The sequence below is a fragment of the Brevundimonas terrae genome (assembly GCF_011761985.1).
GTDB lineage: Bacteria > Pseudomonadota > Alphaproteobacteria > Caulobacterales > Caulobacteraceae > Brevundimonas > Brevundimonas terrae.
Genome location: NZ_JAASQT010000003.1, coordinates 308570 through 322638, shown reverse-complemented (window position 1 = coordinate 322638; position 14069 = coordinate 308570). Strand labels below are relative to the sequence as shown.

13 protein-coding genes are annotated in these 14069 nt (G+C 61.1%); 7 read left to right on the top strand and 6 right to left on the bottom strand.

Annotation, left to right across the window (positions count from 1 at the left end; all coding sequences use genetic code 11):
• Positions 1–111: 111 nt before the first annotated feature.
• Positions 112–1266, top strand: a complete 1155-nt coding sequence (gene spbR, locus FHS64_RS09950; RefSeq protein ID WP_167178042.1) for a SpbR family protein — start codon at positions 112–114, stop codon at positions 1264–1266.
• A 12-nt stretch (positions 1267–1278) separates the two neighbouring features.
• On the opposite strand, the gene FHS64_RS09945 is transcribed toward spbR, so the two are convergent.
• The 3 genes from FHS64_RS09945 to FHS64_RS09935 form a co-directional block, all read right to left on the bottom strand.
• The gene (locus tag FHS64_RS09945; RefSeq protein ID WP_341771139.1) at positions 1279–1755 is read right to left on the bottom strand and encodes an Hpt domain-containing protein; all 477 of its coding nucleotides are present in this window, start codon (positions 1753–1755) and stop codon (positions 1279–1281) included.
• A 63-nt stretch (positions 1756–1818) separates the two neighbouring features.
• Positions 1819–2598, bottom strand: a complete 780-nt coding sequence (locus tag FHS64_RS09940) for an NAD kinase (RefSeq protein ID WP_167178122.1) — start codon at positions 2596–2598, stop codon at positions 1819–1821.
• Between the two features lie 63 nt (positions 2599–2661).
• Positions 2662–3657 (bottom strand): DUF2336 domain-containing protein, encoded by a 996-nt coding sequence (locus FHS64_RS09935; protein ID WP_167178041.1) that lies wholly within the window; start codon positions 3655–3657, stop codon positions 2662–2664.
• 223 nt (positions 3658–3880) lie between these two features.
• Here FHS64_RS09935 and FHS64_RS09930 point away from each other — a divergent pair, with 223 nt between their 5' ends.
• The 4 genes from FHS64_RS09930 (at position 3881) to FHS64_RS09915 (ending at position 9854) form a co-directional block, all read left to right on the top strand.
• Positions 3881–4645, top strand: coding sequence for a class II aldolase/adducin family protein (locus FHS64_RS09930; RefSeq protein ID WP_167178040.1), 765 nt, complete (start codon positions 3881–3883; stop codon positions 4643–4645).
• On the top strand, positions 4645–5436 hold the full coding sequence (locus FHS64_RS09925; protein ID WP_167178039.1) for a hypothetical protein: 792 nt from the start codon (positions 4645–4647) through the stop codon (positions 5434–5436). The genes FHS64_RS09930 and FHS64_RS09925 overlap by 1 nt, the downstream gene beginning before the upstream one ends.
• A 99-nt stretch (positions 5437–5535) precedes the next feature.
• Complete coding sequence (locus FHS64_RS09920; protein ID WP_167178038.1) at positions 5536–6681, top strand: efflux RND transporter periplasmic adaptor subunit; 1146 nt, start codon at positions 5536–5538, stop codon at positions 6679–6681.
• 2 nt (positions 6682–6683) lie between these two features.
• A complete protein-coding gene (locus tag FHS64_RS09915; protein ID WP_208380875.1) occupies positions 6684–9854 on the top strand; it encodes an efflux RND transporter permease subunit in 3171 nt (1056 codons plus the stop codon).
• Between the two features lie 182 nt (positions 9855–10036).
• Here the strand turns inward: FHS64_RS09915 and FHS64_RS09910 are convergent, their stop codons facing one another.
• The gene (locus tag FHS64_RS09910; RefSeq protein ID WP_243862913.1) at positions 10037–10561 is read right to left on the bottom strand and encodes a c-type cytochrome; all 525 of its coding nucleotides are present in this window, start codon (positions 10559–10561) and stop codon (positions 10037–10039) included.
• A gap of 186 nt (positions 10562–10747) precedes the next feature.
• On the opposite strand from FHS64_RS09910, the gene FHS64_RS09905 reads away from it, so the two are divergent.
• A complete protein-coding gene (locus tag FHS64_RS09905; RefSeq protein ID WP_167178036.1) occupies positions 10748–11017 on the top strand; it encodes a FeoA family protein in 270 nt (89 codons plus the stop codon).
• The gene (feoB, locus tag FHS64_RS09900) at positions 11017–12882 is read left to right on the top strand and encodes a ferrous iron transporter B (protein ID WP_167178035.1); all 1866 of its coding nucleotides are present in this window, start codon (positions 11017–11019) and stop codon (positions 12880–12882) included. Before FHS64_RS09905 ends, feoB begins: the two co-directional genes overlap by 1 nt.
• A gap of 94 nt (positions 12883–12976) precedes the next feature.
• Here feoB and FHS64_RS09895 read toward each other — a convergent pair whose 3' ends face one another.
• Positions 12977–13303, bottom strand: a complete 327-nt coding sequence (locus FHS64_RS09895; RefSeq protein WP_167178034.1) for a hypothetical protein — start codon at positions 13301–13303, stop codon at positions 12977–12979.
• 64 nt (positions 13304–13367) lie between these two features.
• Entirely contained in the window at positions 13368–13994 is a 627-nt protein-coding gene (locus FHS64_RS09890; RefSeq protein WP_167178033.1) for a TetR/AcrR family transcriptional regulator, read from the bottom strand.
• Between the last annotated feature and the right edge of the window lie 75 nt (positions 13995–14069).

Sequence of the window (14069 nt, the reverse complement as noted above, 5' to 3'; positions counted from 1 at the left end):
AACGGCACAATTGAGTCCGTTTTGCTCTTGTATCAAATCGTAACGTTCGATTAACGTGCTGATGGTTAAGCTTTGGCTTAAATCCTGAAATTTCGATTTGAGAGCGGTATCATGGCGAGTGGTTCCCTCCTTGTGAACGAGACTGATCTGAAACTTCTGATCCGTTCAGAGGTCGAGGAGGAACGTGCCACTGCGACACATAAACTGTGCCGCAGCATGGACCGTATGGATATGTCCGACGAAGAGAGAGCCGCCGCGCAAAAGGTGATTGCCTTTTTGTCGCGTGATGCGGCCGAGCTGGTCCGGCGGGCATTGTCTGTGACGCTGCGGGCTTCGACGCTGATGCCGACCGAGGTGGCTCTGCGTCTGGCGGCCGATATCGACACGATTGCCATTCCGATGATCAGCCAGTCGCCGGTCTTTGGCGATGATGACCTGATCGCCATTATACGGGCCGGACGCACCCACGCACAGATTGCGGTGGCCTCGCGTCACGGCTTGAACCGCGACGTGGCCGAGGTTGTGGCCTCGGATGCGGGTATCGAGGCGGTTCGTCGTCTGGCGGCCAATGACAATGCCGATTTTTCCGAGCGGGCCATGTCGATTGCGGTCGACCGTTTTGGCCATGACGAGGAAACCGTCGCCACGCTGGCCAATCGTCACATCCTGCCGCCGTCCATAGTGGACCGTCTGGTTCTGGTGGCGACCGAGCAGGTGAAGCAGCATCTGATCACCCGCCATAAGGTGCCGCTTGAAGCGGCGGTGCGCCTGTCGGACTTTGCCCGCGAAAGGGCGACGCTGGACCTGCTGGATGAAGCGATCCGCAGCCAGAATGTGCCGGAATTCGTCCGCACGCTTCATGCCCGCAGGGCGCTGAACGCCTCACTGCTGTTACGCGCTGTGGCGCGGGGGCAGATGGCCTTGTTCGAGCATGGTCTGTCTGTTCTGGCGCAGGTGCCGCACCATCGTGCCTGGCTGATGATCCATGATGCCGGACCACTGGGCCTGCGGGCAATCTATGACCGTGGTGGATTGCCGCCGCGCCTGTTCTCTGCGTTTCGCGCTGCCGTCGATACATGGCGCAATATTCAGGCAGAGGGTGCAGAGCTGGATGCCGAGGCGTTCCGTCAGCGCATGCTGGAGCGTTTCATGACCCAGATGAACACTCTGGGCCGTGACGATCTGGATTACCTGATGGACCGGCTGGATATGGTGCCGACACGCGATCATGCCTATGCCGCACGTCCGCGTATTGCGGTGGCCTAGTCGTCGGAACGCCTAGGTGCGAAACGCTTTGACCTCGGCTTCCAGCGCCTCGGCCAGTTCGCGGCCCACCGGATGATCCTCGGCTTGGATCTTGTCTCGGACAATGGCGCGGATGGCCGAGATATGGGCTTCGATCAAGGGCCATGGCGCATTCAGCCGATGTTCGGCGTCATCCATCAGGCGGCACAGGCTGCCTGCGACACGGGTGACCAGCGGATATTCGTAGGTGGTGCCAAGACCCTTGAGGTCATGGGCACGAAAATAAAGGGCCTCGGCGGTCTGTGCGTTATAGCCCTCGCTACGAATAGCATTTTCGGCGGCTTCCAGCTTGACCATCTCGTCCTGTAGCCATTGCCCGAACTGGGACGACAGGGTTTTGAGGGCTTCTTCGGCGCGGGCAACCGCGGCGGCATCAATACCGCCAAAGCTTCCACCGACCTTGGAACGCAGGATGTTGGGACGGCGGATCATTTCGGGCCGTTGGGTCACTGAACTATCCTTACCTAGACTGGCTTTATAGTCTGCAGCCTCGGGCTTAAGAATTTCTGTAATTTATCCCGCGAACTGTTCGGCCAGCACGCGTTCCTCATAGGTGCGGCCCGCATCGAACATCATGGTCAGGCTGATATCGCGGCGCTCGCGAACCTCTACACGATGGACGCGGCGGACCTCGAAATTGTCGGCGGTGGCAGAAACGGGACGCTTGTCGGCTTCCAGAACATCAAAGCGAACCTTGGCGGTGTGCGACAGCAGAGCCCCGCGCCAGCGACGCGGACGAAACGCGCTGATCGGGGTCAGGGCCAGACTGGGCGCATCCAGCGGGATGATCGGACCGTGGGCCGACAGATTATAGGCGGTCGATCCGGCAGGGGTGGCCACCAGACACCCGTCGCAGGTTAGTTCTTCGAGGCGCACCTTGTCATTGATGCTGACGCGCAGCTTGGCCGTCTGGCGGGTCTGACGCAGCAGCGACACTTCGTTGATGGCCAGTCCGCTATGGACCTGTCCGCTTTCCACCCACGCATCCATTTGCAACGGGTGCAGGATCGTCCGGTCGGCTTCGGCCAGCCGTTCGGGCAGGTTGTCCTCACAATAGTCGTTCATCAGGAAACCGACCGAACCCCAGTTCATGCCAAAGACCGGCTTTTGCATTTTGAGGTTGGTGTGCAGGGTTTCCAGCATGAAGCCGTCGCCGCCCAGTGCCACGATGATGTCGGCATCCTTGAGCGGCACAATGCCATAGCGGTCTTGCAGGCGCTGGCAGGCCTCGCGCGCCTCGGGACGGTCGCTGGCAACAAAATGCAGGGTCGGAAGTGGCGCTGTCTGGGTCACGGTGTCAGGCAAGCCGAGCTTGGCGTCCAAGTCAAATGCTGAGTGACAATTAATCGAATGGTATCAGTGCAAAGCGGAGGCGTTGCCAAGGCAGTCGACAATGGCCCGAAGTTCCAGCTTGGCCTGATAGCGGTCGCGTTCGCCAAGGCGTAGCTCGCTGTCCAGCAAGGGCGGAGGCAGGCTCATGCCCTGACGGCGCAGTCCTTCCAGCACATCGGGGAAGGCCGCACGGTCGATACCGGCGGCAAGACAGGCCAGATAGAAATGGCGCGCACTGGGGCGACGGATCAGGGAATCCAGTTCGTCCGTGCGAATCTCGGCCAGCAGACACAGGGATTGCAGAAAAAGGGTGTGGCGGTTCTCGCGCACAAACCGCATCAGGCTGGCAGGGGTCAGGCGGCCGCTATCATGCATACGCATGGCGATACGGGCGTCTTGCAACTGTTGGACGGTGTCGCTCATGGCCAGTTTCAGCTTGGCGGCATGGTGCGGGAAGCGCGCACACAGGTCGTCTTGCAGCGTATTGGCGACCCAGCGATAGAGGCGCTCGGCCAAGGCTTCATCAAGGGCCGGATGGGCGCACAGGGGCTGGCGGATGCCGACAATATTCTGCGAGGCATCGACCAGACGCTCCAGACCGTCATCGGGCAGTTGGGCATAGATGTTTGACGCCAGCGCCGTCAGCAGCAGAGGCTCGTCACTGTCCAGAATGGCCTGCGAAACCTTGGCCGCAAGCCCCGGACGCAGGGCGACCTGTAGCCGGTGCTCGGTCGTGGCCGTGGCCAGAAGCTGTAACAGGTCGTTTTCGTTGAGCAGGGGGCTGGCGGAAATCACCGGCGTGGCGATCTCGATCTCGTCGCGGGCCAGATCACGCGCCAGTTCGACCGGCAGCCAGTCGGCAGAGCCAAGGCGGCGCGACAGGCCACGGCGCACATCGTGTTCGACAACGCGCACTAGCTCGACAAACACAGTGCCCAGCTTGCCGTGAATGGTCTGTGGCCCCTGAAAACGGGCATAGGCATCGGCCAGAGTCATGACGAGACGAGTCTGGTCTGTCACCGGTCGCGACTGCACCTTTCTGGTGAGTTGGCGAAGGGTATCAAGGTTGATCGATTCTGATCTTGGCATGTCCGGGGACGGCAAACGCGGAAAACTCCGAATAGCAGGTGGCTATTTCTAGTTGGACCCTATGAAAACAGGGTTAACCGCGCAGCTTGACGGTGACGCTTTCGCATAACAGTGTCGGGGCGAATGGGCGGGTCTTTGAGGGAAGGAAAATCCGATGGCTGACGGCGAGTATTCAGGCCTGAAAACCAGTGTGTCAGAGGCCGAATGGAAGACGCGCACAGAGCTGGCGGCCCTTTATCGGCTGGTCGCGATGAACGGGTGGGACGATATGATCTTCACCCATATTTCCGCCCGTGTTCCCGGCCCGCAAACGCATTTTCTGATCAATCCCTACGGCTATTATTTCGAGGAAATCACGGCCTCCTCGCTGGTAAAGGTCGATCTGGACGGGAACGTCGTTCAGGACACCGACAGCTTTATCAATCCGGCGGGCTTTACGATCCATTCGGCTGTGCATGCGGCGCGTGACGATGCCCATTTCGTCATCCACCTGCACACCGTGGCGGGCGTCGGAGTGGCGGCCCAGAAGCATGGCCTTTTGCCGCTGAGCCAGAATGCCTGTCTGTTGCAGAACGATGTGGCCTATCATGGTTATGAAGGGCTGGCGCTCAACCATGACGAACGCGAGCGTCTTGTGGCCGATCTGGGCCACAAGAACATGATGCTTTTACGCAATCACGGCACGCTGGCGGTTGGAGAGACGGCGGCGGCAGCGTGGGTGCGGATGTTCTTCCTTGAGCGGGCCTGTGCACAACAGGTGGCGGCCCTGTCGGCTGGCGTTGAAAACGTATTGCACGCCCCCGATGCCGCGCAGGAAGAGACAAAATACCAAGGTCAGGGCGTAGGCATGATTGCGGCTCTGGCATGGGCGGGCGCACTGCGCCAACTGGATCGACGATCACCCGGTTATGATGCCTGATGAAGCACTCGGGGGGGCTGCTTCATCGGTTGGGCGCACTGGTGGTCATCGCAGGAACGGCACTGGCCGGCCCTGTGATGGCGGGGGCGTGGAACCAGCCCGAGGGACAGGGGCTGGTGATCGTCAAATACGAGCCGGTCTGGTCCAGCTTTCGTTTTGACGAGGACGGGGATCAGGTGGCCTTGCTCCAACAGCGGCAGGACCATGTGCTGTCGGTCTGGGGGGAGTATGGCCTGAGCGAGCGCGTGACTCTGTTGGTCAAAACCGACTGGCAGGATGCCGATGACGGATTTCACCGCTATCGCGGCATGGGGCCGGTGGAAATCGGCGGACGCTGGCAGGCTCTGGACAAGGACGGTTGGCAGGTCTCGCTACAGGCCAGCTATGTGTCCGATACCCAAGGTCGCAATGCGGCATGGGGATCTGCGGGCGAGGGCGAGCAGGAGGCCGATCTCAGAGTGCTGGCTGGGCGCAGTTTCGGCGGTCGCTATCCCGGATTTTACGAACTGCAACTGGCCCAGCGCTGGCGCGATGGTTTGGCCGATGAAGTGCGGGCGGAAGGCACTTTGGGTGTTCATTTTCGTGAAAACTACATGGCCATGGCCCAGTTTTATGCGGGCAAGGCCGATATCGAAAGCGATGTCGGCGGGGCGCGCTGGCTGACGCTTGAGGCGGGGATTGTGCGCCACTGGAATGACTGGTCCGTACAGGCCGGTTGGCGTGCCACAACCGCCGGACGCAATATTCCTGCAGGTGATGGGCCGATTGTGGCTTTGTGGAAACGTTTTTAACCGACGGAACCACCAAACAGCGTCGTTTAATCAGTTTCATTTGCACTAACGCGTACAGGCGTTATGCGGAACCGCAGTGTGTCGGGGAGAGTAACGAGCGTGATCAAGCGCCATTTTTTTATTATCGTGGCGGGGGCGGTTGTTGCCCTGATGCTGGTTGCGGCTGTTCTCAAGATTGCGCTGGCTAATGACGGCCCGACGGGGCCGGGTGGTCCGGGCGGCCGAGGGGGCGGGCAGTTGGTCGAGGCGACCAGCCCGCAATCGCGTGAATTCAGCGATGATCTGAAGGTTCTGGGCGTGGCCCGCAGCCTGCGTTCGGTCAATATCACTTCCTCGACCTCGGAACTGGTGACGCGGGTCTTCTTCAATGACGGACAGGCCGTGCGCGTGGGGGCTCCGCTGGTCGAACTGCAAGCCGCCGAGGAAGACGCTGCCATCATTCAGGCGCGTGCCCAGCTGACGCAGGCCCAGCGCGAGTATGACCGTTATAAAATTCTGGCCGAACGTGGCGTCGCGCCGCGTGTGATGGCCGAAAATGCCGAAACGGCACTGGAAACCGCCCGCGCCGCAGTGACCGCAGCCGAGGCCCGCCGTGGTGACCGTATTTTGCGCGCACCGTTCGCGGGCGTGCTGGGTCTGACGACCGTAACGCCGGGCACGCTGATTAGTCCGGGGACGGTTATCACCACGCTGGATGATCTCAGCAGCATCCGTGTGGACTTTGCTGTGCCGGAGCGCTTCCTTTCGACCCTGCGGGCCGGAACGGCGCTGACGGCAACTGCAGATGCCTATCCGGGCCGCACCTTTGAGGGCCGAATTGCCCTGATGGATGTGCGTGTGGACGAGCAGACCCGCGCTGTGACCGCCCGTGCCGAATTCCCCAATCCGGGTGGTGATATCCGTCCGGGCATGATGATGCGTGTCGCTGTGCGCCAAGGTCAGCGTCAGGCGCTGGCTGTGCCGGAAGCGGCGGTCCAGTACGAAGGCGCGGGTGCTTTTGTGTACCGTATCGCCGGTGGCGAGCAGGGCAGCATGGCCCAGCGTGTCGAGGTCCAGCCCGGCTCGGTTGAAAGCGGCTTTGTCGAGATCGTTACGGGCCTGTCGCTCAATGATCGTGTGGTGGCATCTGGCCTGAACCGGATTCAACCCGGTGCGCCGGTGCGGACCGAGGACAAGTCCAAGGGACAGACTGCACAAGCTCAGGCACCAGCCCAAGCACAAGCCCAAGCCAAGGCTGACCGCTAATGATGTTGTCCGATGTATCGGTCCGCCGTCCGGTCTTTGCGGCGGTTGCGGCCATTGTATTGTGTGTCATCGGTCTGGCAGCCTTCTTCATGCTGCCGGTGCGTGAACTTCCCGACGTTGACCCGCCGGTGGTGTCGGTCAGTACGTCTTATGCCGGTGCCTCTGCCGAGGTGATCGAGAGCCGGATTACCGAGCCGATCGAGCAACAGATTGCCGGTATTCAGGGCGTCGAGCGGATTACCTCGACCAGCCGCGACGGCCGCTCCAACGTCAATATCGAGTTCCGTTTGGACCGTAATATCGACGACGCGGCCAATGATGTCCGCGACCGTGTTTCGCGCGTTATGGGCCGTCTGCCCGATCAGGCCGATCCGCCGACCGTGTCCAAGGCGGACTCGGATTCTTCTCCGATTATCATCCTGTTCCTGCGCTCGACGACGATGAACCGTCTGGAGCTGACGGACTATGCCGACCGCTATCTGGTGGACCGTTTTGCCACCGTACCGGGTGTGGCGCAGGTCAATATTTTCGGTGACCAGACCTATGCCATGCGTATCTGGCTGGACCCCGCCGCCATGGCGGCGCGCGGCCTGACGGTTACGGATGTCGAACAGTCCCTGACCAGCCAGAATGTTGAACTGCCTGCCGGTTCGCTGGAGGCCAGCCAAAAGGATTATACGGTTCGTGTGGCGCGTAACTATTCGCGCCCAGAGGACTTTGCCAACCTGCCGATCGGTACGCGCGGTGCCGCCTCGGCCAGCGGCCTGACCGGCACGGCCACCTATGTGACGCGTCTGGGCGATATTGCCCGTGTCGAAGAGGGGCCGGTCGAGCATCGCCGCCTGTTCCGTGGCAACAGCATCGACCAGATCGGTCTGGCCATCACCCGTCAGGCCCAGTCGAACGACCTTGAAATCAGTGCGGGTGCCCGCAAGCTGATGGAAGAAGTACGCGGCAGCCTGCCTGCCGGTACGACACTGGAAGTCGGCTCCGACAACTCGGTCTTTACCTCGCACGCCATTGACGAGGTCTGGATCACCATCGGCATTTCGATGGCGCTTGTGGCGCTGGTCAACTTTATCTTCCTGGGCAGTCTGCGCGCGGCCATCGTGCCGTCAGTGGTGGCCCCGATCTGTCTGCTGGCGACCTTTATCATTCTGGCACCGCTGGGCTTCTCGCTGAACCTTCTGACCCTGCTGGCACTGGTGCTGGCGATTGGTCTGGTGGTGGATGACGCCATTGTGGTGGTCGAGAACATCCAGCGTCGTCTGGATCAGGGCGAGCCGCCACTGATCGCCGCCGAGCGCGGGGCGCGTCAGGTGTTCTTCGCGGTGGTCGCGACCACTATTGTGCTTCTGTCGGTGTTTGCGCCGCTGATGTTCCTACCGGGTTATGTGGGGCGTCTGTTTGTTGAGCTGGCCGCTGCGATTGCCGCAGCGGTGGGCTTCTCGGCCTTCCTTGCGCTTAGCCTGTCGCCGATGATGGCGTCCAAGATCTTGCGTCCGACCTCCTCGACGGGGTGGCTGGGCCGCAAGGTCGATTACGCCATGGACAAGCTGAAAAACTCCTACGTCAACTCGCTCAACATGCTGATGGGTCGCCGTATTGCGGTGGGTGGCGTGATTGCCGCCGTGGTGCTGGTCGGTGCGGGTGCGGTCGGTATGGCTCTGGCCCTGCCGAACGAATTGGTACCGGACGAAGACCGTGGTCGCGTCATGGTGCGTGTCGCAGGGCCGGAAGGCGCGGGTTATGACTATATCCGCGAGATCCTGCTGGGGATCGAACCGATCCTCGAGGATTACCGTGAGAGCGGCGAGGTGAACAACTATCTGGTGACGTCGCCGGGCTTTGGTGGCGGCTCCTTCAACTCGGGCAACATCATCATGAATTTGGCCGACTGGTCAGAGCGTGATCGTCCGGCGGCCGATATTGCCCAGGAACTGAACGGCCGTCTGCGTAACCAGACGGGCGCACAGGTCAACGCCTCGACGCCGGGTGCCTTCCAGCGCGGTGGTGGCGGCGGCGGTAACTCGGTCGAGATGATCGTGACCGGCTCCGACTATGCGGCCATCTATAACTGGCTGCGTCCGGTTATGGCGGCCTCGATGCAAAACCCGGGCTTCTCGCGTCCGCGTATGAACTATGAACCGAACGCGCCGCGTCTGCTGGTCGATGTGGATCCGCAAAAAGCCGCCGCTCTGGGCGTTTCCTCGCAGCAGGTTGGCCGTACGCTGGAAACCATGTTCGGGTCGCGTCGCGCGACCACCTATATCAAGGGCGGTCAGGAATATGATGTGATCTTGCAAACCGACCGCGACAACCGTCGCAATGTGTCGGACCTTGAAGGTCTGTATGTTTCGACGGGTGCGGGCCAGTTGGTGCCGCTGTCATCGGTGGTTACGACCAAGACATCGGGCGATACGCCGGATCGTCGCCGTCTGGACCGCCAGCGTGCCATCACCCTGTCGGCAGACCTGACGCCGGGTATGACGATTGCCGATGCCGTCCAGTTCCTGAACGACGAAGCTGCCAAACAGCCTCAGGGCGTGGTCAATATCCGCTGGGGCGGCACGGCCCGCGATCAGGCCGAGGCCGGTGGCGCGGTGATGTGGGCCTTTGTGCTGGCTCTGCTGCTGGTCTTCCTCGTGCTGGCGGCCCAGTTCGAAAGCTGGATCACGCCTGCGGTCATCATGCTGACCGTGCCTCTGGCGGCGGCGGGTGGTTTGTTCGGCCTGTTGATGGCGGGCTCCAGCCTGAACATCTACAGCCAGATCGGCTTGATCATTCTGGTCGGTGTTGCGGCCAAGAACGGCATTCTGATCGTCGAGTTCGCCAACCAGCTGCGCGATCAGGGACGTTCGATCCGCGAGGCCATCATCGAGTCCTCGGCCCTGCGTCTTCGCCCGATCATCATGACGTCGCTGGCCTCGGCCTTTGGCGCGCTGCCGCTGATGCTGTGGCAGGGGGCAGGGGCGGGCAGCCGTCAGACCATTGGTGTGGTGATCTTCTGCGGGGCGCTGTTTGCAACCCTGCTGACCCTGTTCATCGTGCCGGTGATCTATGGCGTTCTGGCCCGTTTCACCAAGTCGCCTGACTATACCTCGCGCAAGATCGAGGAATGGGAAGCGCAGGAACGTGCCGAGGGCAAGGTGCCCGATTTGAGCGCTCATTGATCTTGGCCAAAACTGCAAAGAGCCGCCCCAAGGGGCGGCTCTTTTTGTTTGGGCGGGACGCTCGCCTCTAACGTTCGCCACGCGATGGCTCACTGCTTGAGAGGCGAGCTTTTTAGAGTGCCCCCTAACGCTCGCGACGCGGTCGCTCGTTGCTTGAGGGGGCTTTGCTTCCAGTATGCAACTTACGGGTTTTCCATATCGGGGGCGTAGCCGGTTTCGACCTTGAGGAAGGCGATGACGTCCTTGCGGTCCTGTTCGCTGGCGATGCCGACGAAGCTCATCTTGTTTCCGGGCAGGAAGTCGCGCGGGCGCAGCAGCCATTCGTCCAGCTTTTCGGCATCCCAGACAAAGTCGGCATCTTTGAGGGCGTTGGAGTAGCGGTATTTCTCGTGGGTGCCGACCGTGCTGCCGAACAGACCGTACAGGTTCGGGCCGGTCATGTTGGGGCCGCCCTCGGTGATGGTGTGGCACGAACGGCAGCGGGCAAAGACGCGACGGCCATTTTCCAGATCACCACTGTTATAGGGGGCGGGCAGGGCGGCCAGCAGGGCCAGTTTCTGTTCCTGCGTCGGCTCGGGGCGCTTGGCCGCTGGCGGTGCGCTGTCGGCCACCTCGCCGCCGGAACCACAGGCGGCCAGCAACAGGGCGCATCCGGCCATGAGGGGGACCATACGGGTCTGCGGGTTCAGGACGATTGAAAAGGGCATGGGCGATCTCCGTTGTCGGGGTTGTAGCCCAATGGTCGGCCTCTGCAACGGGACAGAACGCCCTGTGGGTAAGCTTTGTCATAACCGCAATATACCGCCCGCTTACTGGACGCCGCGTATTAGTAGGTGATAATCACTCTCAAAGACGAACGGGTGCTGCGACTGCGCCAGCAAATTCAGAGAACAATGTCCAAAATCATCAGGTTGAGTGAAGCGCGGCGTGGAGATCGTGGCGTGATCGTGCAGGTTGGCACACATTGCCATCACGAAGAACACGAAGTGGAACTGGAACGCCGCCTGCTGGAGCTGGGTCTGGTCGAGGGGGCCAAGGTCGAGTTGCTGCATGAAGGCCTGTTCGGGCGCGATCCGATTGCGCTCAAGGTCGATGACATGCGCGTGGCGCTGCGTCGCCGCGAGGCCGCCAGCCTGAATATCGAAATTGGAGGCGAAGCCTGATGGACGCTATGGTCAAATCGCTTCGCTTTGCGCTGGTCGGCAATCCCAACAGCGGCAAGACGGCGCTGTTCAATGCCCTGACAGGTTCGCACCAGAAGGTCGCCAACTATGCGGGCGTGACGGTCGAGCGCAAGGAAGGCCGCGTGCAGGGGACGGATGGCAAGTCGCTGATCGTCACCGATCTGCCTGGCACCTATTCCTTGCGCGCCCGTTCGCTGGACGAGGAAGTCAGCCGCGATGTGGTGCTGGGCACCCGCAAAGGCGAGGCTGCACCGGATGTTTTGGTCTGTGTAGCCGATGCCACCAACCTACGTCTGGTCCTGCGTCTGGCGCTGGAACTGAAACAGGTGGGCCGCCCGATGGTGATGGCCCTCAACATGTATGACATCGCCCAGCGTCAGGGCTTGCAGATCGACCTTGAAGGTCTGTCGCGTGATCTGGGCATGCCGGTTGTCACCACGGTGGCGACGCGCAAGCGCGGCCTGCCGGAATTGATCGCCGCCGTCGAGGAACAGGCCAAACACGCCGCGCACCAGAGCGAATGGCATGCGCCGTCCGCTGCCGAGGTGCGTACTGCCCACCGCGAGGCCGAGCGTCTGATGAAGGCGCATGTGCAGCCGCCCGCCCGTCCCGATACGCTGACGGGCAAGCTGGATGCGGTGTTGCTGCATCCGGTGGCCGGTCTGGCCATTCTGTTCGGCGTTCTGTTTGTGATGTTCCAGGCGGTATTCACCTGGGCCACTCCGGCGATGGACGGGATCGAGGCCGGTTTTGCCCTATTGGGCCAATGGCTGGGGGCGACGGTCACCAATGACCTGTTGCGAAGCCTGCTGGTGGACGGCCTGATAGGCGGCGTCGGCAGCGTGCTGGTCTTCCTGCCGCAAATCCTGCTGATCTTCCTGTTTATTATTGCGCTGGAAGATCTGGGCTATATGGCCCGTGCCGCCTTCCTGATGGACAAGATCATGGGCGGGGCAGGCCTGCATGGCCGTGCCTTTATTCCGCTATTGTCCAGCTTTGCCTGCGCTATTCCGGGCATCATGGCCACGCGGGTTATCAATGCCAAACGCGACCGGTTCACCACCATCCTGATTGCGCCGCTGATGACCTGCTCGGCGCGTATTCCGGTCTATACCCTGATTATCGCAGCCTTCATTCCCAACACGACGGTGTGGGGTTGGGTCAGCCTGCAAGGACTGGTGATGTTCGGTCTTTATGCAGGTGGCATTGTCAGCGCGCTTCTGGTGTCGCTGGTGATCCGCCGAGTGCTGTGGCGCGGCATGGTCGAGCCGTTCATGATGGAACTGCCCGCCTATAAGATGCCGGACATCAAGTCGGTGCTGATGAACCTGTGGCTGCGGGCCAAAATCTTCCTGAAACGCGCGGGCAAGATCATTCTGCCGCTGATGATTATCGTCTGGGCGCTGTCGACCTTCCCCTATCCGCCTGAAGGCGCAACGGGTCCGGCGATCGACTATTCGTTCGCGGGCATGATGGGCAAGTTCCTGGAGCCTATCTTCGCTCCTATCGGCTTTAGCTGGCAGATGGTTGTCGCCCTGATCCCCGGCATGGCGGCGCGTGAAGTGGCCGTGGCCGTTCTGGGCACCGTTTACTCGGTGGCCGGTGCCGAGGAAAACATCGGCACCTTGGCCACTGTGCTGGCCAATGACTGGTCGCTGGCGACGGGCCTGTCCTTCCTCGCCTGGTACATCTTTGCCCCGCAGTGCCTGCCCACCATCGGTGTGGTTCAGCGCGAGATGGGCTCGAAGAAGTGGACGGCGATCTTTGTGATCTACCTGTTCGCTCTGGCATATCTGGCCGCCTTCATCACCTATCACATCGCTGTCGCCCTCGGCGCAGGCTGATAGGCCAAGCCCCAAACGAAAAGCCCCGAGGAAAACCTCGGGGCTTTTTAGTTCATATAGAGGGCGTGCTTGGCCCTCTGTGACTCTAGCCGGCTTAGTCCGGCCCGCCACCGGGAAGTTCACCGGAAGACTGTCCGACTTGAATCTCTTCTACATATTTGCGTGCAACCGCGTTATGGGCAGCCAACTGTCGGGGCGTGTAACAGATATTGCGACGTCGGATCGAACCGGTGCGCGCGCGGTACTGGCATTCGCTGGCCACTTCGTTACGGAAACGGTTTCGCAGCACGCGCTCTGGAGGCGCTTCTTCACCAGCTTGGGTAATCTCAGCTTGAGGAGCGGGGGGCGGCTGAATCTGGGGTGCCGTATTGGGCACGGTGGCTTGAATGATCAAGCTCATCACAAACGCAACAGACATCATATCCTCCGTATCAGGCCTATTTGAATAACGACGATACTCTATTCGTCGTCGTTCGCATAGGATGTCAACGTCCGGTGGTTAGCTTCAGCACAATGTGGCTGGTCGTATCGACAATGGCCTCGGATGTATCGGCGCGGCGCATCAGGGTGAAACCGGCGGCAACGGACTCGACGAGGTTGGCGGTTTCATAAGATGCCAGACGGGCATTCAGGCCGACCGGATGCAGGCCATTGGCGCGGGCCTGTGCAATACGGCGTTCCAGCGCAAGGTGAAGACGGCGCAGGCGCTTGATGCGGGTTTCGGCAAAGGCCGGTTCGCCCTTGTCGGCCAGCATGTGCTCGACACGCAGGACAGGGCCATGTTCGTCCCACAAGGCCAGCACATCCAGAACATAGGCGCGAACAGATTCAAAGCCGCGATCACCGGACCAGTCGGCATGGATATGGGTCGCAAGTCGCTGGAAATCCTCGGCAGATTCCTCGCACAGCATCAACACTGCTTCCTCGACCGTTTTGAAATAGGTGTAGAAGGTCGGTGCCGAAACATTGGCCGTCTGTGCCACATCGGCAGGACGGATTTCGCCCAGATGCTTGTGGTCCAGAAGCTGGCGCAACGCGTCCAGAATGGCGCGGCGCGTGCGTGCGCCACGGGTGCGGATGGTATGACCCAGCTTGTTCTTGGTATCCGGCATGGCTGTCGGTTGAAGTGGCGATATACGAGATGGCCTAGTTTGTTAAAGGTCTTTCGACAAGTGTGGATTACCCAT

Coding starts and splice junctions, on each gene's coding strand:
- spbR (WP_167178042.1), top strand. CDS start 112: ATGGCGAGTGGTTCCCTCCTTGTGAACGAGACTGATCTGAAACTTCTG.
- FHS64_RS09930 (WP_167178040.1), top strand. CDS start 3,881: ATGGCTGACGGCGAGTATTCAGGCCTGAAAACCAGTGTGTCAGAGGCC.
- FHS64_RS09925 (WP_167178039.1), top strand. CDS start 4,645: ATGAAGCACTCGGGGGGGCTGCTTCATCGGTTGGGCGCACTGGTGGTC.
- FHS64_RS09915 (WP_208380875.1), top strand. CDS start 6,684: ATGTTGTCCGATGTATCGGTCCGCCGTCCGGTCTTTGCGGCGGTTGCG.
- FHS64_RS09910 (WP_243862913.1), bottom strand. CDS start 10,561: ATGCCCTTTTCAATCGTCCTGAACCCGCAGACCCGTATGGTCCCCCTC.
- FHS64_RS09905 (WP_167178036.1), top strand. CDS start 10,748: ATGTCCAAAATCATCAGGTTGAGTGAAGCGCGGCGTGGAGATCGTGGC.
- feoB (WP_167178035.1), top strand. CDS start 11,017: ATGGACGCTATGGTCAAATCGCTTCGCTTTGCGCTGGTCGGCAATCCC.
- FHS64_RS09895 (WP_167178034.1), bottom strand. CDS start 13,303: ATGATGTCTGTTGCGTTTGTGATGAGCTTGATCATTCAAGCCACCGTG.
- FHS64_RS09890 (WP_167178033.1), bottom strand. CDS start 13,994: ATGCCGGATACCAAGAACAAGCTGGGTCATACCATCCGCACCCGTGGC.